General features: G+C 67.8%; 24 protein-coding genes. 9 read left to right on the top strand and 15 right to left on the bottom strand.

Translation table 11 applies throughout. The features are described from left to right. Positions 1-45: 45 nt before the first annotated feature. The 3 genes from ACFOES_RS01505 to ppk2 all read right to left on the bottom strand — a co-directional run bounded on the left by ACFOES_RS01505 (position 46) and on the right by ppk2 (position 3,013). Positions 46-1,404, bottom strand: a complete 1,359-nt coding sequence (locus ACFOES_RS01505) for an MATE family efflux transporter (RefSeq protein ID WP_377831320.1) — start codon at positions 1,402-1,404, stop codon at positions 46-48. Positions 1,405-1,459: 55 nt separating this feature from the next. Beyond that, entirely contained in the window at positions 1,460-2,056 is a 597-nt protein-coding gene (locus ACFOES_RS01500) for an SAM-dependent methyltransferase (RefSeq protein ID WP_377831317.1), read from the bottom strand. 78 nt (positions 2,057-2,134) lie between these two features. Beyond that, positions 2,135-3,013 (bottom strand): polyphosphate kinase 2, encoded by an 879-nt coding sequence (gene ppk2, locus ACFOES_RS01495; protein ID WP_377831526.1) that lies wholly within the window; start codon positions 3,011-3,013, stop codon positions 2,135-2,137. A gap of 393 nt (positions 3,014-3,406) precedes the next feature. Between ppk2 and ACFOES_RS01490 the strand changes: the two genes are divergently transcribed. Then, the gene (locus tag ACFOES_RS01490) at positions 3,407-3,832 is read left to right on the top strand and encodes an EamA family transporter (RefSeq protein ID WP_377831314.1); all 426 of its coding nucleotides are present in this window, start codon (positions 3,407-3,409) and stop codon (positions 3,830-3,832) included. Between the two features lie 174 nt (positions 3,833-4,006). On the opposite strand, the gene ACFOES_RS01485 is transcribed toward ACFOES_RS01490, so the two are convergent. Further along, entirely contained in the window at positions 4,007-4,213 is a 207-nt protein-coding gene (locus ACFOES_RS01485) for a cold-shock protein (protein ID WP_377831311.1), read from the bottom strand. A gap of 293 nt (positions 4,214-4,506) precedes the next feature. Between ACFOES_RS01485 and ACFOES_RS01480 the strand changes: the two genes are divergently transcribed. After that, the gene (locus ACFOES_RS01480) at positions 4,507-4,863 is read left to right on the top strand and encodes a hypothetical protein (RefSeq protein ID WP_377831307.1); all 357 of its coding nucleotides are present in this window, start codon (positions 4,507-4,509) and stop codon (positions 4,861-4,863) included. Positions 4,864-5,076: 213 nt separating this feature from the next. Here the strand turns inward: ACFOES_RS01480 and thrS are convergent, their stop codons facing one another. Next, positions 5,077-7,095 carry a threonine--tRNA ligase gene (gene thrS / locus ACFOES_RS01475; protein ID WP_377831303.1) on the bottom strand — a complete coding sequence of 673 codons (2,019 nt, stop codon included), beginning with the start codon at positions 7,093-7,095 and terminating at the stop codon, positions 5,077-5,079. 249 nt (positions 7,096-7,344) lie between these two features. On the opposite strand from thrS, the gene ACFOES_RS01470 reads away from it, so the two are divergent. The 3 genes from ACFOES_RS01470 (at position 7,345) to ACFOES_RS01460 (ending at position 9,983) form a co-directional block, all read left to right on the top strand. Then, positions 7,345-8,094 carry an alpha/beta fold hydrolase gene (locus ACFOES_RS01470; protein WP_377831299.1) on the top strand — a complete coding sequence of 250 codons (750 nt, stop codon included), beginning with the start codon at positions 7,345-7,347 and terminating at the stop codon, positions 8,092-8,094. 124 nt (positions 8,095-8,218) lie between these two features. Beyond that, positions 8,219-9,082 carry an alpha/beta hydrolase gene (locus tag ACFOES_RS01465; protein ID WP_377831295.1) on the top strand — a complete coding sequence of 288 codons (864 nt, stop codon included), beginning with the start codon at positions 8,219-8,221 and terminating at the stop codon, positions 9,080-9,082. Between the two features lie 190 nt (positions 9,083-9,272). Beyond that, a complete protein-coding gene (locus ACFOES_RS01460; RefSeq protein ID WP_377831291.1) occupies positions 9,273-9,983 on the top strand; it encodes an alpha/beta fold hydrolase in 711 nt (236 codons plus the stop codon). 40 nt (positions 9,984-10,023) lie between these two features. Here the strand turns inward: ACFOES_RS01460 and phaZ are convergent, their stop codons facing one another. Next, complete coding sequence (gene phaZ, locus ACFOES_RS01455) at positions 10,024-11,298, bottom strand: polyhydroxyalkanoate depolymerase (protein ID WP_377831285.1); 1,275 nt, start codon at positions 11,296-11,298, stop codon at positions 10,024-10,026. Between the two features lie 114 nt (positions 11,299-11,412). Here phaZ and ACFOES_RS01450 point away from each other — a divergent pair, with 114 nt between their 5' ends. The 4 genes from ACFOES_RS01450 (at position 11,413) to ACFOES_RS01435 (ending at position 15,631) form a co-directional block, all read left to right on the top strand. Then, the gene (locus ACFOES_RS01450; RefSeq protein ID WP_377831282.1) at positions 11,413-13,206 is read left to right on the top strand and encodes a PHA/PHB synthase family protein; all 1,794 of its coding nucleotides are present in this window, start codon (positions 11,413-11,415) and stop codon (positions 13,204-13,206) included. Between the two features lie 130 nt (positions 13,207-13,336). Beyond that, a complete protein-coding gene (locus ACFOES_RS01445; protein ID WP_377831279.1) occupies positions 13,337-13,789 on the top strand; it encodes a phasin family protein in 453 nt (150 codons plus the stop codon). Positions 13,790-13,941: 152 nt separating this feature from the next. After that, complete coding sequence (gene phaR / locus ACFOES_RS01440; protein WP_377831277.1) at positions 13,942-14,505, top strand: polyhydroxyalkanoate synthesis repressor PhaR; 564 nt, start codon at positions 13,942-13,944, stop codon at positions 14,503-14,505. 160 nt (positions 14,506-14,665) lie between these two features. Next, complete coding sequence (locus tag ACFOES_RS01435) at positions 14,666-15,631, top strand: LysR family transcriptional regulator (RefSeq protein WP_377831275.1); 966 nt, start codon at positions 14,666-14,668, stop codon at positions 15,629-15,631. Positions 15,632-15,771: 140 nt separating this feature from the next. On the opposite strand, the gene ACFOES_RS01430 is transcribed toward ACFOES_RS01435, so the two are convergent. From ACFOES_RS01430 to ACFOES_RS01390, 9 genes are all read right to left on the bottom strand, one after another. Beyond that, positions 15,772-16,965: a DegT/DnrJ/EryC1/StrS family aminotransferase gene (locus ACFOES_RS01430; protein WP_377831271.1), complete on the bottom strand. Its 1,194-nt coding sequence runs from the start codon at positions 16,963-16,965 to the stop codon at positions 15,772-15,774. A 117-nt stretch (positions 16,966-17,082) separates the two neighbouring features. Continuing rightward, on the bottom strand, positions 17,083-17,763 hold the full coding sequence (locus ACFOES_RS01425) for a type 1 glutamine amidotransferase (RefSeq protein WP_377831269.1): 681 nt from the start codon (positions 17,761-17,763) through the stop codon (positions 17,083-17,085). Between the two features lie 177 nt (positions 17,764-17,940). After that, positions 17,941-19,281, bottom strand: coding sequence for a glutamine synthetase family protein (locus tag ACFOES_RS01420; protein WP_377831265.1), 1,341 nt, complete (start codon positions 19,279-19,281; stop codon positions 17,941-17,943). A gap of 250 nt (positions 19,282-19,531) precedes the next feature. Further along, positions 19,532-20,278 carry a phosphate/phosphite/phosphonate ABC transporter substrate-binding protein gene (locus ACFOES_RS01415; RefSeq protein ID WP_377831262.1) on the bottom strand — a complete coding sequence of 249 codons (747 nt, stop codon included), beginning with the start codon at positions 20,276-20,278 and terminating at the stop codon, positions 19,532-19,534. After that, on the bottom strand, positions 20,275-20,718 hold the full coding sequence (locus ACFOES_RS01410; RefSeq protein WP_377831258.1) for a tellurite resistance TerB family protein: 444 nt from the start codon (positions 20,716-20,718) through the stop codon (positions 20,275-20,277). The genes ACFOES_RS01415 and ACFOES_RS01410 overlap by 4 nt, the downstream gene beginning before the upstream one ends. Positions 20,719-20,870: 152 nt before the next feature. Beyond that, on the bottom strand, positions 20,871-21,164 hold the full coding sequence (locus ACFOES_RS01405) for a DUF1330 domain-containing protein (protein ID WP_377831254.1): 294 nt from the start codon (positions 21,162-21,164) through the stop codon (positions 20,871-20,873). Between the two features lie 20 nt (positions 21,165-21,184). After that, a complete protein-coding gene (locus ACFOES_RS01400; protein ID WP_377831249.1) occupies positions 21,185-22,087 on the bottom strand; it encodes a PhzF family phenazine biosynthesis protein in 903 nt (300 codons plus the stop codon). A gap of 52 nt (positions 22,088-22,139) precedes the next feature. Next, positions 22,140-22,613 carry a transglycosylase SLT domain-containing protein gene (locus ACFOES_RS01395; RefSeq protein ID WP_377831245.1) on the bottom strand — a complete coding sequence of 158 codons (474 nt, stop codon included), beginning with the start codon at positions 22,611-22,613 and terminating at the stop codon, positions 22,140-22,142. Between the two features lie 122 nt (positions 22,614-22,735). Next, positions 22,736-24,379, bottom strand: coding sequence for a CTP synthase (locus ACFOES_RS01390; protein WP_377831242.1), 1,644 nt, complete (start codon positions 24,377-24,379; stop codon positions 22,736-22,738). Positions 24,380-24,472 lie beyond the last annotated feature (93 nt).

The raw sequence follows: 24,472 nt of genomic DNA, 5'->3' as shown, positions 1-24,472 counted from the left end.
GACCTCCACCCGTGTAGACCTCCACCCGTGTAGACCTCCACCCGCCTAGACCTCCACCCGCGGCGCCTTGCGCCAGAACCGGGTCATCATCAGCACCGCCGCCAGGGTCAGCCCCAGCGTCAGGCCGAGCCACAGCCCGACGCCGCCGAGCCCCAGCGGGAAGGCGAGCGCGTAGCTGGCCGGGATGCCGATCAGCCAGTAGCTCACCGCCGCCTGGACCATCGGCCCCCTCGTGTCCTTCAGCGCCGCCAGCAGCCCCAGCGCCATCACCTGCGTCGCGTCGGCGAACTGGAACAGCGCGGCGACCAGCACGAACCGGGTGCCGTAGTCGAGGAGCTGCGGCTTGAGCGGATCGTCGGGATTGATGAACAGCCCCAGCAGCTGGTGCGGGAAGGCCACGATCGTCGCCACCGCCACCAGCGCGAACAGCGCCGACAGCCCGACCGCCACCGCCGCCCCGTCGCGCAGGCCGCGCGCGTCGCCGCGGCCGCGGGCCCGACCGCCGCGGATCGTCGCCGCGTTCGACAGGCCGAGATGGACCATGAAGGTCAGCGCCACGATCTCGAGCGCGATGCCATGGGCGGCCAGCTGGACCGTGCCGATCCAGCCCATCATCAGCGCCGAGGCCTGGAACAACCCGCCCTCGGCCAGGCTCGTCAGCCCCATCGGCCAGCCCAGCCGGAAGACCTGGCCGAAGGCCGGCCAGTCGGCGCGCCAGAAGCGGGTGAACAGCTGGTAGGGCCGCAGCTCGGGCTGCAGGGCGGCATAGAGCGCGGCGATGGCCAGCGTCAGCAGGTGGGTGCCCAGCGTGGCGATGGCGGCGCCCTGCACGCCCAGCTCGGGCAGCCCTCCGTGGCCGAAGATCAGCAGCCAGTCCAGCACCGCGTTCAGCGCCACCCCGGCCAGCGTCGCCAGCAGCACCACGCGGGTGCGTTCCAGCGCGGCAAGGAAGCTTCTCAGCACCATCACCAGCAGGCCGGGCAGCAGGCTCCAGCCGGCGATGCGCAGGTAATCCTGGGTCAGCTGCGCGATCTCGGGCTTCTGGCCGAGCAGGCGCAGCAGCGGGCCGGAATACCACATCAGCGGCATGGCCGCCACGGCATAGAGGATCGACAGCCACAGCCCCATCCGGGTGACCCGCCGCGCCTCGGTGCGGTCGTCGCTGCTGGCCGCCTCGGCGACCATCGGCATCACCGCCTTGGCGAAGCCGGCGCCGACGATGAGGACGATGAAGAAGGAGGACGAACCGAGGGTGACGGCGGCCAGCGCCCGCACCGAGTACCAGCCCAGCATCACCGTGTCGGTGACGTTGAGCAGGTACTGCGCCAGGTTCGAGCCGACCAGCGGCAGCCCGAGCGCCAGCACCGCCCCGGCCTGGGCGCGATATGTCATCCTGTCCGCCATGATGCCCCTTAGCCGAGCCCTCCTGGGGCGGCAAGAGGGCGTGGCAGGGGGGCGGTCAGCCCGGCTTGCGCCCGATCAGGTCGACCAGCGCCGAGCGCCCCGAATGGCCCTTGCCCTCGTCGACCATGGCCTCGTATTCGCGCAGGGTCTCGATCTCGACCCCCGGCAATTCGGCGCGCAACTGGTCGGCGGTGTAGAGGTTTTCCAGGATCCGCGGCCCGCCGGTGCCGTAGTCCAGCTGCTTGGGCGTGTAGCCGTGCAGCAGCAGTACCCCGCCGGGCTTCAGCGTCCGGGTCAGGCCGTCGAAGACCCTGCGGCGCATCTCGGGCCCCATGAACTGGATGAAGACCGCGACCACGGCGTCGTAGGTGCCTTCGCTCCAGTCCCATTCGGCGATGTCGGCGAGGTGATAGTCGACCGCGACCCCGCGCCGCTCGGCCAGCTTCTTCGCCTTGGCGATGCCGTTGGCGGCGCCGTCCATCGCGGTGACCCGATGGCCCAGCCCGGCCAGGTAGACCGAGTTGCGGCCCTCGCCATCGGCGACGCAGAGCACATCGCTGCCCGCCTGGAGCCGGCCGGCCTGGGCGGCCAGGAAGGCCGCCGGCTCGGTGCCGAACAGATAATCCTCTCCGGCGAAGCGTTCGTCCCACATGGCGTTCCTCCTGTCCTGTGCCGCATCAGAGCTAGGGCAGGCGGCAAAGCAGGGCAAGAGCGGCGCGGAGGGCCGCCGTCAGCGCCGGCGCTGATCGGGATGCAGCGAGGTGCCCAGGATATGCTCGGAACTGTGAATCACGTGCGCGGCCTGGCCGACGATCAGCGGATCGGGCGGGGTGGCGATCTCGGGGTCCTTGCCGGGATAGTCGAGCGAGTTGAGGAAATGCTTCATGCAGTTCAGCCGCGCCCGCTTCTTGTCGTTCGACTTGACGATGACCCAGGGCGCGTCGGCAGTGTCGGTATAGAAGAACATCGCCTCCTTGGCCTCGGTATACTCGTTCCACATGCCGAGGCTGGCCTTGTCGATCGGGCTCAGCTTCCAGCGCTTGAGCGGATCGGTCTCGCGCGCCTTGAAGCGCCGGGCCTGTTCGTCCTGGGTGACCGAGAACCAGTATTTGTAGAGCCGGATCCCCGCCCGCACCAGCATCCGCTCCAGCTCGGGCGTCTGGCGCATGAATTCGAGGTATTCATTGGGGCTGCAGAAGCCCATAACCCGTTCGACTCCGGCACGGTTGTACCACGAGCGGTCATAGAAGACCATCTCGCCAACCGTCGGCAACTCCTTGATATACCTCTGGAAAAACCACTGCCCCTTCTCTTCCCAGGTGGGTTTGTTCAGCGCCACGACGCGGGCCGCGCGGGGGTTGAGATGCTCCATGAACCGCTTGATCGTGCCGCCTTTGCCGGCGGCGTCGCGGCCCTCGAACAGCAGGGCGAATTTCTGCCCCGTTTCCTGGGCCCAGAGCTGGACCTTCAGAAGTTCGGCCTGCAGCTGCGCCTTCTCGGCCAGGTAGGCCTTTTCCGCCAGCTTGCGGCGATAGGGATAGGCGCCGGTCTCGAAGGCGTGGCGGATCGCGTCCGGGTCGACCCGGGGAAAGCCCGAACCGTCCAGCATCGGCCCGCGCGCCACATGCCGCCGCACCGGTTTCGGCAGCGGTGCCTCCGTGGCGCCACCGGGCCCGCCGCCGTTCGGCTCGCCGATGACCTCTTCCACCGCCTCCGGCGGCAGGTCCGTGGCTGCGTCCCGAGGCTCTTTCCCATCTGCCATGCCGGCCTCCATGCCTGTTGCCCCATCGGTCAAGGTCCAACATCGCGCCGCCGATGGGCAGCCTGCCTTGATTGGTGTCAAGAAACCGTTACCCGCCGCCTAACGTGATCCGCCGGACACGTCCGCGCCCGCTTGCGCCGGGGCGACGAATGGTCGAGGCTGGCTCAAGCTCGGGCAAGGCCGAAGCTCGGGCAAGGCAGGGGAGACGGACGCGATGGCGACAAATCACGAGCGGGCGGCATGAGCGCCTCCTGGCCCTTCTGGGCGGTGCTGGCGGCGGTCTTCGCCGCGCTGACCGCGATCCTGGCCAAGCTGGGGGTCGAGGACGTGCCCTCGAACCTGGCGACGCTGATCCGCACGCTGGTCGTCGTCGCTGCCCTGTCCGGCATCGTCTGGGCGACCGGCGAGGCGCGCGGCATCGGTTCCGTCTCGCCGCGCAGCCTGACCTTCCTGGCCCTTTCCGGCCTCGCCACCGGCGCCTCGTGGCTGTGCTATTTCCGCGCCCTCAAGCTGGGCCCGGCCTCGCGCGTCGCCCCGATCGACAAGCTGTCGATCGTCCTCGTCGCCGTCTTCGCCGGCCTGTTCCTGGGCGAGAAGCTGTCGGGCGCCGGCTGGTTCGGCGTTGTCCTGATCGCCATCGGCGCGCTTCTGGTGGCCAACGGCTGAGGCCGGTGACAGCCAGGTCCGGGGCCAGAGCGGGGTCTGGACGCCACAGCGCCTTTCCCTTTCATCTTCATCCAAGTATCCCGGGGGTCAGGGGGCAGCGCCCCCGGCCGTCTCGGAAAGCAAGACGGCCCGGGCAGGCGCCGGGCCGTTTCGAAATGTCTTTTCCGGCGATGTTCAGAGCAGGCGCAGGTCGCCGGCCGAGGAGCGGCCGTCGCGCCCCGACTGCAGCTCGTAGCCGATCTTCTGATTGTCGCTCAGCCCCTTGAGGCCCGCGCGTTCTACCGCCGAGATATGCACAAACACATCCTTGCCGCCTTCGTCCGGCGCAATGAATCCATAGCCCTTGGTGCTGTTGAACCATTTCACGGTGCCAGTCGGCATTCCGTCTCTCCTTTTCAAGTTTCCCCCGGCGAAATTGCCGTGGGCCGTGCAGCCAAGTTCGTCGTCTTCCGGCTGCCTGAAACAGGAGGCGGTCGTCTTGAAGAACTGTCGTCACGCAAAAAAATGATGCCGCATCCGTTTAGAAAATCAAGCGTCATTGGTGTGAGCGGGGGCGGAGCCGGCGGGCCGGCGCGGAGCCGCCGATGCCACTTGCGATTGCAGCGGGCGGCTTCGGGGTTTCTCCGGCCGCGGTGCGCGCCTATATCGGAACGGCAATGCGAAGGAGGTGCGGAATGCGCAACGCGGCACTGGTTCTGGGGATCATCGGCGGGCTCTGGGGAATGCTCGTCGGCTTCTTCAGTTACGGCTATACCGAGTTCATCGCCAATTACGGCGAGGTCGCGGATTTCGCCCATCAGGTGCAGAATCCCGAGTTGATCCGGACAGTTAGCCTGTTCGCGCCGCTGCTGGCGATTGCCGGCGGGGCAATGGCGCGGGCGCGCAACGTGATCGCCGGCGTGCTGCTGCTGGTGTCGATGGCGGGGATGTATCACGCCTTCGGCTTCAACGTCTTCACCATGTTCCCGATCGCGATGTGCGGGCTGGCCGGCGTGCTGGCCCTGCTGGCGCAGCAGCCGGACGCGCATTAGGCCAAATGCCGCCGGGGCTGCGACTCGGCCCGTTGCCGCAAAGCAGCATCGCAACAGCGGCGTCGCGCCGGGCAAGGCCGTGATCCCGGCCCATGATGGCGAATCACCTCGGTTTCGCTGCTGCCTCGGCGGCCCCGATGAAGAAGGCGCCGCCCGCGGGCGACGCCTTCTTTTTCCCGCAGTGTTCTCCGCGGTGTTTTCCGGGGCCGGCGGTCAGGCCAGGTCGGGCGGCAGGCTCTCGGCCGCCAGGTCCTCGACGATCTGCTCGAGCGTCGCGGTCTCGGTGCTGCGCTCGCCCAGGCGGCGGATCGAGACGCTGCGGTCCTCGACCTCCTTCATGCCGATCGCCAGCAGCACCGGCACCTTGCCCAGCGAATGCTCGCGGACCTTGTAGTTGATCTTCTCGTTGCGGGTGTCGGCCTCGGCGCGGATGCCCCTGGCCTGCAGCTTCTCGACCACCTCGTTCACGTAGTCGTCGGCATCCGAGACGATCGAGGCGACGACGACCTGGCGCGGCGCCAGCCAGAACGGCAGCTTGCCGGCGTAGTTCTCGATCAGGATGCCGAGGAAGCGCTCGAACGAGCCGAGGATGGCGCGGTGCAGCATCACCGGCCGGTGCTTGGCGCCGTCCTCGCCGACATATTCGGCGTCGAGCCGGACCGGCAGGTTGAAGTCGGCCTGGAAGGTGCCGCATTGCCATTCGCGGCCGATCGCGTCGGTCAGCTTGAAGTCGAGCTTGGGCCCGTAGAAGGCGCCTTCGCCCGGGTCGATCTCGTAATCGTTGGTGACCTTGCGGATCGCGTTTTCCAGCGCAGTTTCCGCCTTGTCCCAGATCTCGTCCGAGCCCACCCGCACATCGGGCCGGGTCGACAGCTTGATGTCGAACTTGGCGAAACCGAGGTCGCGGTAGATCGACGACAGCAGCTCGAGGAAATGCGCCGTCTCCTGCTCGATCTGGTCCTCGGTGCAGAAGATATGGGCGTCGTCCTGGGTGAAGCCGCGCACCCGCATCAGCCCGTGCATCGAGCCCGAGCTTTCATAGCGGTGGCACGAGCCGAACTCGGCCAGCCGCAGCGGCAGGTCACGGTAGGACTTGAGACCCTGGTTGTAGACCTGGACGTGGCAGGGGCAGTTCATCGGCTTGAGCGCGTTCATGCGCTTTTCCTTGGCGTGCTCCTCCTCGACCTCGACGATGAACATGTTCTCGCGATAGGCCTCCCAGTGGCCCGAACGCTCCCACAGGATGCGGTCGACCACCTGCGGGGTCTTGATCTCCTTGTAGCCGGCGCGCGACAGGCGGCGGCGCATGTAGTCTTCCAGCGTGCGGTAGATGGTCCAGCCGTTGGGGTGCCAGAACACCATGCCCGGCGCCTCTTCCTGGAGGTGGAACAGCTCCATCTCCTTGCCGAGGCGGCGGTGGTCGCGCTTGGCGGCCTCCTCGATCATGGTCAGATAGGCCTTCAGATCCTCGCGGTTCTTGAAGGCGACGCCGTAGATGCGTTGCAGCATCTGGCGGTCGCTGTCGCCGCGCCAATAGGCGCCGGCGACGCTCATCAGCTTGAAGGCGTCGGCGGGCACCTGGCCGGTATGCTGCAGGTGCGGGCCGCGGCACAGGTCCTGCCAGTGGCCGTGCCAGTACATCCGGATCTGTTGATCCTCCGGGATCGCCTCGACTAGCTCGACCTTGTAGGGCTCGTTATTGGCCTCGTAATACTTGATCGCCCGCTCGCGGTCCCAGACCTCGGTGGTCACCGGGTCGCGGCGGTTGATGATTTCCTTCATCTTCTTCTCGATCGCGCTCAGGTCCTCCGGGGTGAAGGGCTCCTCGCGGTCGAAATCGTAGTACCAGCCGTTCTGGATCACCGGGCCGATGGTGACCTTCACCTCGGGCCAGATCTCCTGCACGGCGCGGGCCATGATGTGGGCCAGGTCGTGGCGGATCAGCTCGAGCGCCGGACCGTCATCCTGCATCGTGTTGATGGCGATGCTGGCATCGTGCTCGATCGGCCATTGCAGGTCGTAATGGGCGCCGTCGACGGTGGCGGAAATCGCCTTCTTGGCGAGAGACTTGGAAATGCTCTCGGCGACCTGCGCGGGCGTGGTGCCGGCGGGGAAGCTGCGTGCATTGCCATCGGGGAAGGTGAGCCTGATTTCGCTCGCCGAAACGTCGTCTACAGGACGTTTGTAATCAGCACTATGCACAAAGCCAAAGGAAATGTTTTTGTCACTCATAGGCCGATCTCCTCGTCGGTTTGGCGCCCACGGAACGCCCGGTTGCGGGTTATGTGGGCGCCTGTATCGGCGCGGCGCGGCGGGAAGTCAACCGGCCCGCCCGGCGCCGCGACGCTTTTGTCCACGCCCGGCCCGGCCTGTCGCTGCGTCAGGCAAGGGCCGGGGGCCTTCCACAGCACCCGCTTCTTTGCCATGACTTGGGCGAGGGATCGGGACGCCCGGGCCGGGCGCCAGGCAGGAGGACACGCGATGGAATACCTGGAAACGCCGCAGGGCCGGCGGATCGCCTATAACCGGACGGCGGGGCAGGGGCCGGGCGTCGTCTTCCTCGGCGGCTTCAAGTCGGACATGGAGGGGACCAAGGCGCTCTACCTGCAGGACTGGGCCGAAAAGACCGGCCGCGCCTTCCTGCGCTTCGACTATTCCGGCCATGGCCAGTCGTCCGAGGACTTCCTCGACGGCTGCATCGGCGACTGGGCCGAGGATGCCGTCGCCGCGATCTCGGCCCTGACCGAGGGGCCGCAAGTGCTGGTCGGCTCGTCGATGGGCGGCTGGATTGCGCTGCTGGTGTCCAGGGCGCTGCCCGAGCGGGTCGCCGGCCTGGTCGGCGTCGCCGCGGCGCCGGACTTCACCGAGGACAGCATGTGGAACGGGTTCTCGACCGCCCAGCGGGCGGCGCTGGACGAGCATGGCCAGGTCGAGCTGCCGTCGGAATATTCCGACGAGCCCTACATCATCACCCGCAAGCTGATCGAGGACGGCCGCCGCCACCTGGTGCTGCGCGACTATCTCGGCCTGCCGTTCCCGGTGCGGCTGCTGCAGGGCACCGCCGATCTCGACGTGCCGCAGGAGGTGGCGCTGCGCCTGCTTGCCCATGCCGAGGGCGAGGACATCCGCCTGACGCTGGTCAAGGGCGCCGACCACCGCTTCTCGACGCCCGACTGCCTGGACCTGATCGCGGCCTCCGTCGGTGAGGTCCTGGCCCGGGCGGACGGCTGAGATGCGGGTCTTCGGGCGCTGGTTGGGGCGCGGCCTGCTTTGCATTATCCTGCTGATCACAGCGATTTGGCTTTTCGGACCCCGCGCGGAAATGGACACAAGAATAACCTTCGATCCCAATGCTATGGGGGTAGATCTTGACGCTTACCTGGCGAAGGAAGAACAGCAGTTTCCCGACATAACCCCCGGCGTGCAGAAGCGCATCGTCTGGGCCGGCGCGCGCGGGGCGCAGACGCCGGTGGCGATCGTCTATATCCACGGCTTCTCGGCCACCTCGCAGGAGATCCGGCCGGTGCCGGACGATGTCGCACGGGCGCTGGGGGCGAACCTGTTCTACACCCGGCTGGCCGGCCATGGCCTCGGCGGTCCGGCGCTGGCTACGGCGACGACGGGCAAGTGGATGAACGACCTCGCCGAGGCGCTGGCCATCGGCCACCGGATTGGCAAGCGGGTGATCGTGATGGCGACATCGACCGGCGGCACGCTGGCGGCGATCGGGGCCAGCGATCCGCGGCTGAAGGGCCAGATCGACGGGCTGGTGCTGCTGTCGCCCAATTTCGCCATGCGCGACCCCAAGGCGGTGGTGCTGACGATGCCGCTGGCGCGCTACTGGGCGCCGCTGATCGCCGGGCGCAAGCGCTGCTTCACGCCGCATAACCCGTTGCACAAGAAATACTGGACCACCTGCTACCCCTCGGTCGCGGTCTTCCCGGTCGGCGCCCTGGTCGCCTATGCCGGGCGTCAGGATTACAGCCGCGACATGGCGCCGGCGCTGTTCCTCTACGCCCCCGCCGACGAGGTGGTGGACGAGCGCCGCACGGCCGAGATCGCCGCCGGGTGGGGCGGTCCGCACGAGGTGGTCAAGCGGGTGATGGGGCCGGGCGACGATCCCAGTTCCCATGTCATCGCCGGCGACATCCTCAGCCCGGGCCAGACCGCGGGGACGGAGAAGCTGATCCTCGACTGGGCAAAGAGGCAGGGCTTCTGAGCCGGCGCGCCCGGCAGGGGGGGAGGCGCGCTGCCGCGCCCCCTCGGGCTTCCGCGGGGTGTTTCCGGACAGCAAATGTGATCGCGGATTGCCGCCGCCCGCGCGGCGATCCGCTTGAATTTTCCACCCGCTCTGCGAGAGTTGCGCATCTCGTCAAGAAGCTCGCCAAGAAGCTCGGAAAGACCTATCGATGCCAGACCCCCTTGTCCTCGTGCCCGGGATGATCAGCGACGCGCGCGCGTTCTGGCATCAGGTCATCGCGCTGTCCTCTGGCCGGGCAGTGCAGGTGGCGGCGCCGGTGCGCGGCAGCACGGTCGAGGAGATGGCCGCGGATCTGCTGGCGCAGGCGCCGGCGGAATTCGCGCTGGCCGGCCAGGGGCTTGGCGGCAATGTCGCGCTCGAGATGCAGCGCCGGGCGCCCGAGCGGGTAAGCCGGATCGCGCTGATCGCGAGCCATGCCCAGGCCGAGACCTCGGCCGATTCCGTGGCCCGCGAGCCGCGCATCGTCGGCGCCCAGGCCGGGCGGCTGACCGAGATGGTGGCGAAGGAATTCCCCGAAACCGTGCTGGCGCCGGGCCGGGCGCGCGACGAGATCCTCGAGATGCTGCGCGACATGGCGCTGACCCTGGGCGAGGGGGTCTATATCCGCCAGAGCCGGGCGCTGCAGCGGCGGCCGGACCAGCAGAAGGTGCTGCGCCGGGCGATGCTGCCGGCGCTGGTGATCGGCGGCTCCGACGACCCGGTGACCCCGCCGCGGCGCCAGCGTTTCATGGCCGAGCTGATGCCGCATGGCAGCTTCGTCGAGATCGGTCATTGCGGCCACCTGCCATCGCTCGAACAGCCCGAGGCGGTAACGGACGCGCTGGAGGCGTGGCTGCGGGCGCCGCTGATGCTGCGCTAGCGCGGGCTCAGGTCGGGCGGGGCTAAGGCGGGGGCGGGGCTCAGGCCCGGCCGCCCTTGACCTGGCGCAGCGGCGTCGGGCCGCCGGCATTGCCGTCGATGAAGTCGAGCACCAGCGGCCGGATATTGTCGCGCCAGGACTTGCCGGCGAAGATGCCGTAATGGCCGGCGCCGGGCTCGACATGGCTGGCCTTCTTGGCGTCGTCCAGCCCGGTGCAGAGATCGAGCGCGGCGATGCATTGCCCCGGGGCCGAGATGTCGTCATTGGCGCCCTCGACCGTCTTCACCGCGACATCGGTGATCTTGCCGATGTCGACCTGCTTGCCGCCGACGACGAACTCGTTCCTGGCGATTTCGCCGTTCTTGAACACCCGCTCGACGGTCGAGAGGTAGAACTCGGCCGTCATGTCCATCACCGCGAGATACTCGTCGTAGAACCGGTTGTGAGCGTCGTGATCGCCGGCCGCGCCCTTGGCGTGGCGCAGGATCTGGTCGAAGAAGGCCTTGCCGTGGCGGTCGGCGTTCATCGACATGAACGAGGCGAGCTGGAGCAGGCCGGGATAAACCGCGCGGCCGACACCGGCATATTTCACCCCGACGCGCTGGATCGCCAGGTGTTCGAGCTGGCCCATCGTCACCCGGCGGCCGAAATCGGTCACCTCGGTGGCGGCGGCGTCGGGGTCGATCGGGCCGCCGATCAGGGTCAGGGTGCGGGGCTGGGCGGCCGGCTCCTCTTCCGCCAGATAGGCGGTGGCGGCCAGCGTCAGCGGCGCCGGCTGGCAGACCGCGATGACGTTGAGGTCGGGCCCCAGAACGCGCATGAAATCGACGAGGTAGAGCGTGTAATCCTCGATATCGAACTTGCCTTCCGAGACCGGAATGTCACGCGCGTTGTGCCAATCCGTCACGTAGACTTCGCAATCGGGCAGCAGGCTGGCGACGGTGGAACGCAGGAGCGTGGCGTAATGGCCCGACATCGGGGCGACCAGCAGCACCCGGCGGGCGCGCGGCGCCCGGCCGCGGACGTTGAAATGGATCAGGTCGCCGAAGGGCTTGGAGATCACGGTCTCGATCTCGACGATGTGATCGCGGCCATCCTCTTCGCTGACGACGGTGCGAATGCCCCAGTCGGGCTTGGCGACCATGCGGGCGAAGGCGCGTTCGGTCACCGCACCATAGGCGGCGACGATGTTGACCATCGGGTTGGGCACGAGGCCGAAGGCGGGATAGGCCGCCATCGCCCGGGCCGTCGCCCCAAGCCACTCGTTGGTATTCCGAGCGGTTTCCATCAGGTCATAGGTCATCAGGTTTTTCATAGATCGCTCCTTCCCCGGTCTGCTCCTCCCAGGGTGTTCACGGCAATCGTTGCTTTCCCCATCGGGCAAGCACAGATATGCTGCACAGCGGCACGATAGGGAGAATTTATTAACATGACAACCGATGACGAGGACGCAGCGCGAAAGCTCGATCGTCTCAACGCCAATCTCGCCCGGATTGACGAGTTGTCGAAGCGGCTGGTGGCGGCCATGGCCCGCAAGCGCCCGGTCGATCCCAGCCTGCAGGGCCCCGGACAGGATCTCTTCGTCAAGGCGGCGACGGCCTACATGGCTGAAATGATGCAGAATCCCTCGAAATTGATCGAACAGCAGGTGTCCTATTGGGGCAAGGCGCTGAAGCATTACGTCGAGGCGCAGGAGCATCTGGCCAAGGGCCGGCTGGCGCCGCCGCCGGACCAGACCCCCGGCGACCGGCGCTTTGCCAACCCGCTATGGGAGACCCATCCCTGGTTCAACTACATCAAGCAGCAATACCTGATGAGCGCCGAGGCGATCGAGCAGGCGGTGGCCGGGATCGACACGATCGCGCCGCGCGACAAGCAGCGGGTCGAGTATTTCGCGCGCCAGATCATCGACATGATGTCGCCGACCAATTTCCTCGGCACCAACCCGGACGCGCTGGAACGCGCGGTCGAGACCGACGGCGAGTCGCTGGTGGCGGGGCTGGAGAACCTGGTCCGCGATCTCGAGGAGAATGACGGCGACCTGCTGGTGACGCTGGCCGACCGGGACGCGTTCAAGGTCGGCGAGAACCTGGCGACGACGCCGGGCTCGGTGGTGTTCCGCAACCGCATGCTCGAGCTGATCCAATACGCGCCGACGACCGAGAAGGTGCACCGCACGCCGCTGATCATCTTCCCGCCCTGGATCAACAAGTTCTACATTCTCGACCTCAAGCCGGCCAACAGCCTGATCAAGTGGATCGTCGACCAGGGCTTCACCCTGTTCGTGGTCAGCTGGGTCAACCCGGACGCCAGCTATCGCGATGTCGGCATGGACCAATATGTCGAGGAGGGCTATCTGGCCGCGATTTCCGAGGTGCAGAAGATCACCGGCGAGAAGAAGATCAACGCCGTCGGCTACTGCATCGCCGGCACCACCCTGGCGCTGACGCTGGCGCTGCTGAAGAAGCGCGGCGAGAGCCCGATCAAGTCGGCCACCTTCTTCACCACGCTGACCGATTTCTCGGACCAAGGCGAGGTCGGGGTGTTCCTGACCGACGATTTCGTCGACGGCATCGAGCAGGAGGTCGAGCAGACCGGCCTGCTGAGCTCGTTCTTCATGTCGCGCACCTTCTCGTTCCTGCGCTCGAACGACCTGATCTACCAGCCGGCGATCAAGAGCTACATGATGGGTCAGGCGCCGCCGGCCTTCGATCTGCTCTACTGGAACGGCGACAGCACCAACCTGCCGGCGAAGATGGCCGTCGAGTACCTGCGCGGGCTGTGCCAGCAGGACCGTTTCGCCAGCGGCAGCTATCGCATCTGCGGCGAGGACGTCTCGATCAAGGACGTCACCTTGCCGGTCTGCGCCGTCGCCTGCGAGACCGACCACATCGCCGCCTGGAAATCGAGCTTCAATGGCGTGCGTCAGTTCGGCTCGAAGGACAAGACCTTCATCCTCGCCCAGTCGGGCCATATCGCCGGCATCGTCAACCCGCCGGCGAAGAACAAGTATGGCCATTACCTGAACGGCGGCGAGATGGGCGATCCCGAGGCGTGGAAGGACGCGGCCGACTATCACCAGGGCAGCTGGTGGCCCGAATGGGGCAAGTGGCTGGCCCGGCGCTCGGGCGCCAAGGTGGCGGCGCGCGTGCCGGGCGATTCGACCAACGAAGTGCTCGGCCCGGCCCCGGGCAGCTATGTCGTGGCCCGGCCAAAAGGCTGATTTCCTGCCCTTTTCGAAATCTCTTTCTGCATCGCAGCGAAAACTCTTGAAATGCTGCGGTGCAGCATGTATCTATTGGCCATGGATTTGGACGGGATGCCCCCGAAATCCCGCAAACTGGAGTTGAATAATGGCGACGAAGACCCAAGATTTTACCAAGGTGATGCAAGACATGATGTCGGCGTTCCCGGTCGACACCACGGCCATGCAGGACGCCTTCAAGACCCAGGCCGCGCTGGGCGAGAAGATGAGCAAGGTCGCGCTCGACGCCGCCGAGAAATCGGCCGAGATCTCGAGCAAGTGGACCAAGGACACCCTGGCCAAGGCCAGCGAAGTGGCCGCCGCCAAGACCGAGCCGGCCGATTACGGCAAGGCGTTCGGCGATTTCGCCTCGGCCTCGGCCGAGATGGCTGCCGAGAACCTGGCCGCCTTCGCCGAAGTGGCGAAGAAGGTGCAGATGGAAACCGTCGAGCTGATGCTGGCCGCGGGCAAGGACATCCAGGAGGATGCCACCGCCGCCGTCAAGAAGGCGACCACGGAAGCCACCGCCGCGGCCAAGAAGGCCGCTGCCGCCGCGAAGTAAGCGCGCGACACAATCGGGCGACCGCCGGTTCTCCTCCCGCCGGCCGGACGCTGAAGGGCGGGCCTCGTGCCCGCCCTTTCTTTTTTTTCTGCGCTGCCCTAGAGTTTTCTCTGCACTGCAAAAGAATGTGCGAATTAAGGGGGAGGGGCCTTATGGCCGAAACCGAAAAACCGCTTCTGATCAAGCGTTACGCCAGCCGCCGTCTCTACAACACCGAGACCAGCGACTATGTCACGCTCGAGGATATCGCCGGCTTCATCCGGGCCGGGCGCGAGGTCCAGATCATCGATCTGAAAAGCGGTGACGACCTGACCCGACAATACCTGCTGCAGATCATCGCCGAGCATGAGAGCAAGGGCGAGAGCGTGCTGCCGATCACGGTGCTGACCGACCTGGTGCGCAGCTATACCTCCAGCGCCCAGAGCGTGGTGCCGGAATTCCTCGCCGCCTCTTTCGAGATGCTGCGCGACAGCCAGTCGAAGATGATGGAAAACCTCGGCTCGATGCCCAACCCGATGGCGACGGTGCCCGGCTTCGAGGCGCTGCAGCGCCAGCAGGAGGCGTTCCTCAAGTCGATGATGGCGGGCTGGCCGGCGCAGGGCGGCACCGGGCCCGAAGCCGCGGGCGCCGGCACCGGCGAGCAGGGCAAGGACGAGGAACTGGCCCAGATCAAGAAGCAGCTGGCCGAGCTCCAGTCCAAGCTGTCCAAGCTCTGATTGCCATGGCCCGGCCCGGGTCCGTGGCCGGGTTCATGGTCCCGCATTCCGGCCGTGAGAACCGCATCGGGACGGCGCCGTGGCGGATTGTGCCGGCGCCGCGGCCCGGCTAGCCTGCCGCGACGCAATCGGGCAGGCCATCGACAGGGAGCCTCGCGACATGGGCGAGACGCAGGGGCGGGTCACGCTCTGGGGCATAGAGGTGTTTCTGATCGTCGCCGAGGAGGGCGCGATCTCGGCCGCCGCGCGGCGGCTGGGAGCCAGCGTCTCGGGCGTCAGCCAGCAGCTCGCCGCGCTCGAGGCGGCGCTGGGGGCCGAACTGCTCGACCGCTCGGCCCGGCCGCTGACGCTGACCCCGGCCGGGGCCATGTTCCGCCGCCGCGCCCAGGCGATCCTCAACGAGGCCGCCGAGGCGCGGGCCGAACTGGCGGCGGGCGACCTGTCTGGGCTGACCAGCTTTCGCCTCGGCATGATCGAGGATTTCGATTCCGACGTCACCCCGCGGCTGCTCGCCGACATGGCGGAAGAGCTGAAGGGCTGCCAGTTCCTGCTCGAGACCGGGCCCAGCCACCGCCTGCTCGACCAGCTCGACAGCCGCGCGCTCGACATGGTGGTCGCGGCCGAGATGGGGCCGGCGGCCGACTGGATGGAGGTGCATCCGCTGCTGTCGGAACCCTTCGTCGCCGCGGTGCCGAAAGGCGCGGTGGCGGAGGGTGCGGACACCCTGGCCCGGCTCCAGGCGCTGCCGCTGATCCTCTACACCAAGCGCCACGCCATGGGCCGCCAGATCGCCGCCCACCTGGCGCGGCAGGAGCTGCGGCTGGCGCATCGCTTCGAACTCGACAGCTATCACGCGATCATGGCGATGGTGGCGCAGGGCGCGGGCTGGACCATCCTGACGCCGCTCGGCTACCTCCACGCCCAGCGGTTCCGCGACAAGGTCGATGTCCTGCCCTTGCCCTTCGCCCCGCTGTCGCGCCGGATCTCGCTCACCGCCCGCGCCGGCGTGCTGCGCGACATGCCGGGCCAGGTCGCCGGCCGGCTGCGGCCGCTGCTGCAGGAGCTGGTGGTGGCCCCGGCCGTGGCGCGGATGCCGTGGCTGGAGGGCGCGCTGCGGGTGCTGTGACAAGGCCGGGGCGCTGCCCCGGACCCCGGGATATTTAGCTGAAGATGAAATGGGGAGACACCGCCCTGCATTTCACCTTTGCCGAAATACTCCGGGGTCCGGGGCAGAGCCCCGGCCCGTCGGTCTCTCTCGTACCGCGCTCAGGTTCCGTAGGCGCGGGTCTCGCCCTTGACCTCTTCCGCCGCCGCCACCAGCGCCCCGGCGATGATGTCGAGTTCTTCGCGGCTCAGCCGGGCGGGCAGGCGGGTGTCGCAGGCGCGCATCAGCATGGCCCGGGTTTTCGGCAGCTCGGGCGTCTCGCCGAGGAACTGCCAGTTCCAGAAGGCGCGGGCGTTGTCCTGGCTCAGGCCGAAGACCTGGACCGAGACGCCGCGCGCCTTGGCGGCGGCCTGGAAGGCGCGGGCCTCGTCGTCGCTGTCGAAGCCGACGAGGTTGAACTGGATCGAATCCGGCGCCCGTTCCTCGGGCTCCAGCGGCGGTGGGACGTCGAGCCAGGGCGAGGCGTTGAGCTGTTCGGCGACATAGTCGTGATTGGCGCGGCCGTCGCGGACCCGGCGGGCCACTTCCGGCAGCTGCGGCCGGACGATGGCGGCGGCGATGTTCGACATCCGCATGTTGTAGAGCGGCAGCTTGTTCTGCCAGTGGTGGAAGCTGTTCTGCATCCCCGGATGCTTCTTCCAGTTATGCTCGTAGGCGCCGGACATGATGATGGCGCGGGCGGCCACTTCCGGGTCGTCGGTGACCAGGATGCCGCCTTCGCCCGAGTTGACCAGCTTGTAGGACTGGAACGAGAAGCAGCCGATCTTGCCGATGGTGCCGATCTTGCGCCCGCCCCAGACGGTGCCGAGCGAATGGGCGGCGTCCTCGATCACCGGCACGCCCTTCGCCTCGGCCAGTTCCATGATCGCGTCCATGTCCGAGGTATGGCCGCGCATGTGGCTGATGATGACGGCCGCGATGTCGTCGTCCAGCCTGGCGGCGAAATCGTCGAGGTCGATGCGGTAGTTCTCGCCGACCTCGGCCAGCACCGGCACGCAATCGGCATGGACCACGGCCGAGGGCACGGCGGCGAAGGTGAAGGCGGGGATCAGGACCCGGGCCCCGGCCGGCAGGTCGAGCGCCTTGAGCGACAGGAACAGCGCCGCCGAGCAGGACGAGACGGCGAGGGCATAGCGGCTGCCCATCATCTGCGCGAACTCGGCTTCCAGCAGCGCGACCGGGGCGTTGTCGGAGGTGTAGCGGAACAGGTCGCCCGAGCTCAGCAGACGCTCGATCTCGGCGCGGGCGGCTTCGGGGATCGGCTCGGCGTCGTAGACATTCGGTGCGAGGGCCATGCTTCACCTTTCCTGAAAGTCTCTTTCAGGTTTTCTGTAACTCATCGCGGGCGATTTGGCCATTGAGAAATCCGCGAGCGGCGGTGGATTGCCGCCAGCTCGCCGCATGACCTCGGGTCAGCCCCGGGGATGCTTGAAGAATTCCGCGATCCGCTTGACCACGGCGGGGCTGTCGAGCGGAGTGCCCAGCTTGCTCTGGCTCTCCGCCAGCAGCGCGTCGGGCACCACGCCCTTGCCGCGGGTCTCGATCAGGCCGCCGACGAAGTCGTCGGCGAATTCGGGATGGGCCTGCACGGTGAAGGCGCGGGTGTCGTAGACCAGCGCCGCGTTCTCGCAGAAATCCGAGCGGCCGATGCATTCGGCGCCGGCGGGCTTCTCGGTCACCTGGTCCTGGTGCCAGGCGTTCATCACCACCTTGCCGTTGTCGAACTCGTATTCCGTCGGCCCCACCGACCAGCCGCCGGCGAATTTCTCGACCTTGCCGCCCAGGGCCTGGGCGATGATCTGATGGCCGAAGCAGATGCCGACCATCGGCACATGGGCGTCATAGGCCTTGCGGATGAAGTCCTCGAGCGGCTTGATGAAGGGATGATCCTCGTAGGCGCCGAAGCGCGAGCCGGTGATCAGCCAGCCGTCGGCGGCCTTGACGTCCTCGGGGAAGTCCATCTCCATCACCTTCCAGGTCCGGAAGGTGAAGCCGTAGGGGGCCAGCAGTTTTTCGAACATGGCGGGATAGTCGCCCATTTCCCCGCGCAGATCCGCAGGCGACTCGCCGGTTTGCAGAATTCCGATCAGCATCTTGATGTGTTCTCGTCGTTTCGCGGCACGGTATCCCGGCCGCCTCAGGAAGGGCAAGGCCATGCGCCTTGCAGATAGGGCAGGCAACGAAAGGGGAAAAGAGCTCTTCTTCCCCTTTCGTCTTCATCCAAATATCCCGGGGGCCGGGGGGGCTGGGCCCCCGGCCTCTCCGACCGCTCAGACGGTATCGAGATAGACCTCGACCTGTTCCTCCGGACTCAGTTCCGCCATGTAGTGCCGTTCCTGCTTCTTGGTCAGCACGTAGTTGCGGATCAGCTCGGGCGGGAAGATGCGGGCGACCATATCGCTGGTCTCGAAATCCGCGATCGCCTCGTCCCAGCTGTCCGGGATCTGCGGCAGGTCGAGCGCATAGGCGTTGCCGGTGATCGGCTTGGGCGGCTCGATCGCATCCTCGATCCCGATCAGCGCGGCGCCGAGGATCGCCGCCAGCATCAGGTAGGGATTGACGTCGCCGCCCGCCACCCGGTGCTCGATCCGCCGTGCCTTCGGGCTGCCCGACGGGATGCGGACGGCGGCGGTGCGGTTCTCGTAGGCCCAGGCGATGCCGGTCGGCGCGTGCATGCCGGGGACCAGCCGGTCGTAGCTGTTGGCATGGGGCGCGAAGATCAGCGTGCTGTCATGCATCGCCGCCAGGCAGCCGCCGACGGCGTGGTGCAGCATCGCGGTGCCTTCGGGGCCGCCATTGTCGAAGACGTTGGCGCCGTTGCTGTCGAGCAGCGAGAAATGGGTGTGCAGCCCGTTGCCCGAGTATTCGGCATAGGGCTTGGCCATGAAGCTGGCGGCGAAGCCGTGGCGCCGGGCCAGGCCCTTGACCAGCATCTTGAACAGCCAGGTGTCGTCGGCCGCGCGCAGCGCCTCGTCGCTGTGCATCAGGTTGATCTCGAACTGGCCCAGCCCGGTTTCCGAGATCGCGGTATCGGCCGGGATGTCCATCGCCTCGCAGGCGTCGTAGAGATCGGTGAAGAAGGTGTCGAAGGCGTCGAGCGCCCGGATCGACAGCGTCTCGGCCGCCTTGCGCCGCTTGCCCGAGCGCGGGCTCAGCGGCACCTGCAGCTTCTTGCCGCTGTCGTCGATCAGGAAGAATTCCAGCTCGGTCGCCACCACCGGGGTCAGGCCGTGGGTGCGGTAGCGGTCGAGCACGTTGCGCAGGGCGTGGCGCGGGTCGCCGTCATAGGGCTGGCCGTTGTCGCGGAACATCCAGATCGGCAACAGCGCGGTCGGCGCCTCGAGCCAGGGCATCGGCACGAAGCCGCGCTCGGTCGGTTTCAGCACCCCGTCGGCGTCGCCGGTGTCGAAGATCAGCGGGCTGTCGTCGATATCCTCGCCCCAGATGTCGAGGTTGAGCACCGACATCGGGAAGCGGGTGCCGTCGGCGACCACCTTGTCGGCGAAACGGGCGGGGACGCGCTTGCCGCGCGCCTGGCCGTTGAGGTCGGCGGCGGCGACACGAATGGTCCGGACCTGCGGGTTCTTTCTCAGCCAGTTCTTCGTCATCATGCCGCACCTCCCCGCGCCGGGCGCGAGGGCAGGGGGACGAGGCGGCGCAGCGGCAGCGGCCGGGCGCGGAACGGACGGAATTGGAAACCCTGGGTGTCAGCGGATCTTTCGCGTGATGTCACGATAGCACAGTATGTTGTTGCAACTGCCGCGCAGTAGGGCCGATCCGGCGGCGGAAAGCAACGCCGAAAGCTGCCGCAGAGGGAAGGGCGCGAAAGAGCCGCGCGCAGGCGCGTCCCGGCGCCCGGTTTCAGGGGCCGGGTGGCGTCGGCACGGCCAGGTAGGTTTCCGCCGGGGTCTGGACCACGCCGACGATGCCCAGGGTCTCGCGGCTGTCGTCGTCCAGCCGGTCGAGCGCCTCTTCCAGCGCCGCGAAGGTGATGTCGGCATCGGCGCCGGCGGCGGCGATCAGGGCCTGGCCCGGGGCGGCCGCGGTCGGGCCCAGCACGCGCAGGACGGCGGCCAGCTCGGGTTCCCAGCGTTCGATCCCGCGCCAGGTGATGGCGTCGATGGCGGCGATGTCGGCCTGGCCCTCGGCCACGGCCCGGGCGCTGGCGCGGTGGGCGCCGGTTTCCAGCGTCGGCTCGAAGCGGAAGCCGATCGTCTCGGCGGCGAGCTGCGGCGCGGCCCAGCCGGAATGGCTGTCGGACTGGTTGTAGGCGAAGCGGCGGGCGGCGAAATCGGCGATCTCGCCCGGCTCGTCGGCGCGGCTGACGAAGAGGCTGCGGTAGTAGCCCGGCGGCGTGTCGTCGAGGCCGTAATCGAAGCTGGCGACCAGGGTGACGCGGTCATGCAGCCTGGTGCGGAAGGGCAGGCCGCAGGTCTGTCCCAGCACCAGTTCGGGCGAGGTCCAGCCCTCCATCAGCCCGACCGCGCGGTCCAGCGCCTCGGGCGCCGCGGCGCCGCGCGCCCGCATCGCGTCGCGGATCGCGGCCCAGAGCGCATCATGGGCGCCGGCATTCTCGGGCCGGTCATACATCGGCAGCGCGGCGATCATGCCTTGCCCTGCTCGACCTTGAGCCGCGCGATGTTGCTGTCGCGGTCGTTGACGCCGAGCAGGTTGGCGACGAGGCGGAGCAGCGAATCCTCTTCCTGGTCGCGCTTGCCGTCGGCCAGCACCACCGCCCACATCGCCTCGATCATGTCGATCCGGTCCTCGTAGGGCACCGCGTCCTTCAGCGCCCGGGTGAAGCGGACGGTGTCGGGCGCCTCGGCCTCCAGCGCCTCGGCCTGCTGGCGCAGCTTGCCCGCCTCGAACGGGCTCAGACCGTGATGGCACGAGAGGATGCAGTCGATCTGGGCGATCTCCTCCTCGGCGTAATCGCCGTCGGAGCGGGCGATGCGCACCAGCAGCGCGGCGAGCGCGAGGCGTGCGTCCGGCTCGGGCAGGCGCTGCGGGGCGGGGGCCAGAAGGCCGCGGAGAAGATCGGCGAACATGGTTATCATATAAAGCGCCGGCGCGGGCGGGGGAAGAGGGCTCACGCTTGTGTGGGCTTCGCGGCGCGGCGCTTCTGGTGCCCCGGCCGGGCCTCGTCGCAGGGGGTGACGAGGCCCGGGACGGGGCCGGAACGGGGCCAAGGAAGGCCGCCTCAGCCGTCGTAGCCGGCGACGATCACCAGGTCGGCCTCCGAGACCGGGTCGCGCAGCGCCTTGGCCGCCTGGTATTCCGGGCTGTCGAAGCACTCCCGCGCCGCCTCGACGCTGGGGAATTCGATCACCACGGTCCGGCCCCGGCTCTGGCCCTCGCGCTGGACCTGCGCGCCGCCGCGCACGATGAAGCGCGCGCCGTATTTCTGAAAGGCCGCGGCATTGGCCTTGCGGTACTCCTCGTAGACCGCGGGGTCGTGCACGTCGACATGGGCGACCCAGTATCCCTTGGGCATCTCTTTCCTCCTGTGAAATTCTAACGGGCGCCGGGGACGGCGATGCGGCCTTCCGAGACCGGCATGGCGGCGCCCCTGATCCGGACCTCGACCAGCTTGGTCGCCGTGGCGACCACGGTCAGGGTCAGGTGGCTCGGCCGGCCCATCTCGGCCCCTTGCAGCAGGCTGAAGGCGTGCTCGCCCGGCCTCACCCGGCCGGCGGCCTGCAGTTGCGCGGCCAGGATGGCAGTGGCCGAGCCGGTGGCCGGATCCTCGGGAATGCCGGCGGTGGGCGAGAACATCCGGGCCTGGAAATCGACGCCGTCGCCCCTGGTATAGAGATAGGCGCTGTCGACCTTGGCCGCCGCCATCAGCGCCGACCAATGCGGCTCGATCGGCCGGGCGCGGGCCAGCGCGGCGCGGTCGGCGACCGGGACATAGAGGAAGGCCGGCCCGCCCTCCCAGATGCCGGGCGCGTGGCGGCCGAAGCCGATCGCCTCTTGGCCCAGGTCGAGCGCGGCGGCGATCAGCTCGGCCGGCGCTTCGCCGGGATGGGCGTAGGGCAGGACCGGGGCAATGAACTCGGCCTCGGTGACGCCGCGCTTGCGGGTCACCGTGACCGGCACCAGCCCGGCTTGTTCCTCGAGCACGAGATGGGTGCGGTAATTGTCCGGCCCGTGCCGGAGGTCGGCCAGCAGGCAGGCACAGCCGATGGTCGGATGGCCGGCGAAGGGAATTTCCGCGGTCGGGAAGAAGATCCGCACCCTGGCCTCGTGATCGGGGTTCCGCGGGCGCTGGACGAAGATCGTCTCGGACAGGTTGAACTCGCGCGCGATGATCTGCATCTGCTCGGGCGTCAGGCTGTCGGCCCCCAGCACCACCGCCAGCGGGTTGCCGGCGAAGGCCTGCGTGGTGAAGACGTCGAGCGTGTGATAGGCGAGCATGGCACCTCCTGGACCCGCAAAGCCTAGCGGCTCGCGCGCCCGCCGCAAGCCCTCACGAGCGCAGCCCGGTCTCGCGCAGCATGCCCCGGCGCTTGGCCTCGTAATAGTAGCCGCGGGCGTACCACATCACCGCGCGGCTCTCGCTGCCGCCCGAGACCAGCCAGGCGCCGCGCAGGTATTTCACCGCGTATTTCAGGTTGGTATCGGCATCGAGCAGCCCCGAGGGCCGGCCGCGATAGCCCATCGTCCGGGCGGTCTGCGGCAGGATCTGCATCAGCCCGTAATAGGGCCCGTTGCGGGCACGCGGATTGTAGCCGCTCTCGCGCTGGATCACCCGGTGGATGAGCGAGGGCGGCACGTCGTAGACCCGTGCGTAATGGTTGATCATCCGCCGCAGCTGCGGCGTCTCGCCGGCATGCAGCCCCGAGGTGTCGGCCCGGCTGGCCGGCGGCCGGTAGCCGCAGCCGGCAAGGCCGAGGAGCAGGACAAGGACGGCGCGGCGGGGCACAGGGCGGGGCAGGGGCATCTGGGTCTCCGGGCTCACCCCTCCGTGATAGCGCGGAGGGGGCGGCCCGGGAAAGAGCGCGGGGAAGGGATCGGCGGAAGGGTGCCGGGGATACCCGCAAGGCGATCAGGGAGCGGTGGCCCTCACACCAGCCGCTCGACCTCCTTCGCCGCCCGGATGAAGTCGGCGAAGAGCGGGTGGGGGGCGAAGGGTTTCGACTTCAGCTCGGGGTGGAACTGGACGCCGATGAACCACGGGTGGTCCTTGACCTCGACGATCTCGGGCAGGCGGCCGTCCGGGCTCATGCCCGAGAAGATCAGGCCGCATTGCTCGAGCTTGTCGCGATACTTGATGTCGACCTCGTAGCGGTGGCGGTGGCGCTCCTCGATCGTCGTCGCGCCATAGACCTCGGCCACTTTCGAGCCCGGGGTCAGCTGCGCGGTATAGGCGCCGAGCCGCATCGTGCCGCCCTTGTCGTCGCTAACCTTGCGCTGGACGGTGTAGTTGCCCTGCACCCATTCCTTGAGGTGGTAGACGACCGGGGTGAAGCGCTTCTTGCCGGCCTCGTGGTCGAACTCCTCCGAGCCGGCATCGGGCAGGCCGGCAAGGTCGCGCGCGGTCTCGATCACCGCCATCTGCATCCCGAGGCAGATGCCGAGATAGGGCACCTTGCGCTCGCGGGCGAATTTCGCCGCCTTGATCTTGCCCTCGGTGCCGCGCTCGCCGAAGCCGCCGGGGACGAGGATGGCGTGGAAGCCTTCGAGATAGGGCGCCGGGTCCTCGCGCTCGAAGATCTCGGCGTCGATCCATTCCGAGCGCACCCGCACCCGGTTGGCCATGCCGCCATGGGTCAGCGCCTCGGCGATCGACTTGTAGGCGTCCTCGAGCTGGGTGTACTTGCCGACGATGGCGACGCGGACCTCGCCCTCGGCATTGTTCAGCCGGTCCATGACGTCGTCCCAGCGGGCCAGGTTCGGCCGCGGCGCGGGCGAGATGCCGAAGGCGTCCAGCACCGCCTGGTCGAGCCCCTCGCGGTGATAGGCCAGCGGCGCCTCGTAGATCGAGCTCAGGTCCGGGGCGGCGATCACCGCGTCCTTGCGGACGTTGCAGAACAGCGCGATCTTCTCGCGTTCCTTTTCCGGGATCGGGTGTTCCGAGCGGCAGACCAGCACGTCGGGCGCGATGCCGATGGCGCGCAGCTCCTTGACGCTGTGCTGGGTCGGCTTGGTCTTCAGCTCGCCCGAGGCGGTGATGTAGGGCAGCAGGGTCAGGTGCATGAAGATGCACTCGCCGCGCGGCCGGTCCTGGCTGAACTGGCGGATCGCCTCGAAGAAGGGCAGGCCCTCGATATCGCCGACGGTGCCGCCGATCTCGCACAGCATGAAATCGACCTCGTCGTCGCCGACGGCAAGGAAATCCTTGATCTCGTTGGTGACGTGCGGGATCACCTGGATCGTCTTGCCGAGGTAGTCGCCGCGGCGCTCCTTCTCGAGCACGTTGGAATAGATCCGGCCGGACGAGACCGAGTCGGTCTTGCGTGCGGCGACGCCGGTGAATCGCTCGTAATGGCCGAGGTCGAGATCGGTCTCGGCGCCGTCATCGGTGACGAAGACCTCGCCATGCTCGAAGGGCGACATCGTGCCGGGATCGACGTTGAGATAGGGGTCGAGCTTGCGCAGCCGGACCGAGAAACCACGCGCCTGCAGCAATGCCCCCAGCGCGGCCGAGGCAAGCCCCTTGCCCAGGCTGGAGACCACACCGCCTGTGATGAAAACATACCGTGCCATGCGGTGAATCTCCCGTGAGTCGTTCGTTCAAGTGTCGCGGATCAGCCCGAAGGAATCGCAGCATCACGGGAGTTAACATATAGTCGAACTCCG

The organism is Acidimangrovimonas pyrenivorans (assembly GCF_042643245.1).
Taxonomy (GTDB): domain Bacteria; phylum Pseudomonadota; class Alphaproteobacteria; order Rhodobacterales; family Rhodobacteraceae; genus Acidimangrovimonas; species Acidimangrovimonas pyrenivorans.
The sequence above is the reverse complement of the archived record's forward strand: the minus strand, read 5'-3'. Positions and strand labels throughout refer to the sequence as shown.

Excerpts from the sequence above, each read along its gene's own strand:
- ACFOES_RS01505 (WP_377831320.1), bottom strand. The coding sequence starts at position 1,404 with ATGGCGGACAGGATGACATATCGCGCCCAGGCCGGGGCGGTGCTGGCG.
- ACFOES_RS01500 (WP_377831317.1), bottom strand. The coding sequence starts at position 2,056 with ATGTGGGACGAACGCTTCGCCGGAGAGGATTATCTGTTCGGCACCGAG.
- ppk2 (WP_377831526.1), bottom strand. The coding sequence starts at position 3,013 with ATGCTGGACGGTTCGGGCTTTCCCCGGGTCGACCCGGACGCGATCCGC.
- ACFOES_RS01490 (WP_377831314.1), top strand. The coding sequence starts at position 3,407 with ATGAGCGCCTCCTGGCCCTTCTGGGCGGTGCTGGCGGCGGTCTTCGCC.
- ACFOES_RS01485 (WP_377831311.1), bottom strand. The coding sequence starts at position 4,213 with ATGCCGACTGGCACCGTGAAATGGTTCAACAGCACCAAGGGCTATGGA.
- ACFOES_RS01480 (WP_377831307.1), top strand. The coding sequence starts at position 4,507 with ATGCGCAACGCGGCACTGGTTCTGGGGATCATCGGCGGGCTCTGGGGA.
- thrS (WP_377831303.1), bottom strand. The coding sequence starts at position 7,095 with ATGAGTGACAAAAACATTTCCTTTGGCTTTGTGCATAGTGCTGATTAC.
- ACFOES_RS01470 (WP_377831299.1), top strand. The coding sequence starts at position 7,345 with ATGGAATACCTGGAAACGCCGCAGGGCCGGCGGATCGCCTATAACCGG.
- ACFOES_RS01465 (WP_377831295.1), top strand. The coding sequence starts at position 8,219 with ATGGGGGTAGATCTTGACGCTTACCTGGCGAAGGAAGAACAGCAGTTT.
- ACFOES_RS01460 (WP_377831291.1), top strand. The coding sequence starts at position 9,273 with ATGCCAGACCCCCTTGTCCTCGTGCCCGGGATGATCAGCGACGCGCGC.
- phaZ (WP_377831285.1), bottom strand. The coding sequence starts at position 11,298 with ATGAAAAACCTGATGACCTATGACCTGATGGAAACCGCTCGGAATACC.
- ACFOES_RS01450 (WP_377831282.1), top strand. The coding sequence starts at position 11,413 with ATGACAACCGATGACGAGGACGCAGCGCGAAAGCTCGATCGTCTCAAC.
- ACFOES_RS01445 (WP_377831279.1), top strand. The coding sequence starts at position 13,337 with ATGGCGACGAAGACCCAAGATTTTACCAAGGTGATGCAAGACATGATG.
- phaR (WP_377831277.1), top strand. The coding sequence starts at position 13,942 with ATGGCCGAAACCGAAAAACCGCTTCTGATCAAGCGTTACGCCAGCCGC.
- ACFOES_RS01435 (WP_377831275.1), top strand. The coding sequence starts at position 14,666 with ATGGGCGAGACGCAGGGGCGGGTCACGCTCTGGGGCATAGAGGTGTTT.
- ACFOES_RS01430 (WP_377831271.1), bottom strand. The coding sequence starts at position 16,965 with ATGGCCCTCGCACCGAATGTCTACGACGCCGAGCCGATCCCCGAAGCC.
- ACFOES_RS01425 (WP_377831269.1), bottom strand. The coding sequence starts at position 17,763 with ATGCTGATCGGAATTCTGCAAACCGGCGAGTCGCCTGCGGATCTGCGC.
- ACFOES_RS01420 (WP_377831265.1), bottom strand. The coding sequence starts at position 19,281 with ATGATGACGAAGAACTGGCTGAGAAAGAACCCGCAGGTCCGGACCATT.
- ACFOES_RS01415 (WP_377831262.1), bottom strand. The coding sequence starts at position 20,278 with ATGATCGCCGCGCTGCCGATGTATGACCGGCCCGAGAATGCCGGCGCC.
- ACFOES_RS01410 (WP_377831258.1), bottom strand. The coding sequence starts at position 20,718 with ATGTTCGCCGATCTTCTCCGCGGCCTTCTGGCCCCCGCCCCGCAGCGC.
- ACFOES_RS01405 (WP_377831254.1), bottom strand. The coding sequence starts at position 21,164 with ATGCCCAAGGGATACTGGGTCGCCCATGTCGACGTGCACGACCCCGCG.
- ACFOES_RS01400 (WP_377831249.1), bottom strand. The coding sequence starts at position 22,087 with ATGCTCGCCTATCACACGCTCGACGTCTTCACCACGCAGGCCTTCGCC.
- ACFOES_RS01395 (WP_377831245.1), bottom strand. The coding sequence starts at position 22,613 with ATGCCCCTGCCCCGCCCTGTGCCCCGCCGCGCCGTCCTTGTCCTGCTC.
- ACFOES_RS01390 (WP_377831242.1), bottom strand. The coding sequence starts at position 24,379 with ATGGCACGGTATGTTTTCATCACAGGCGGTGTGGTCTCCAGCCTGGGC.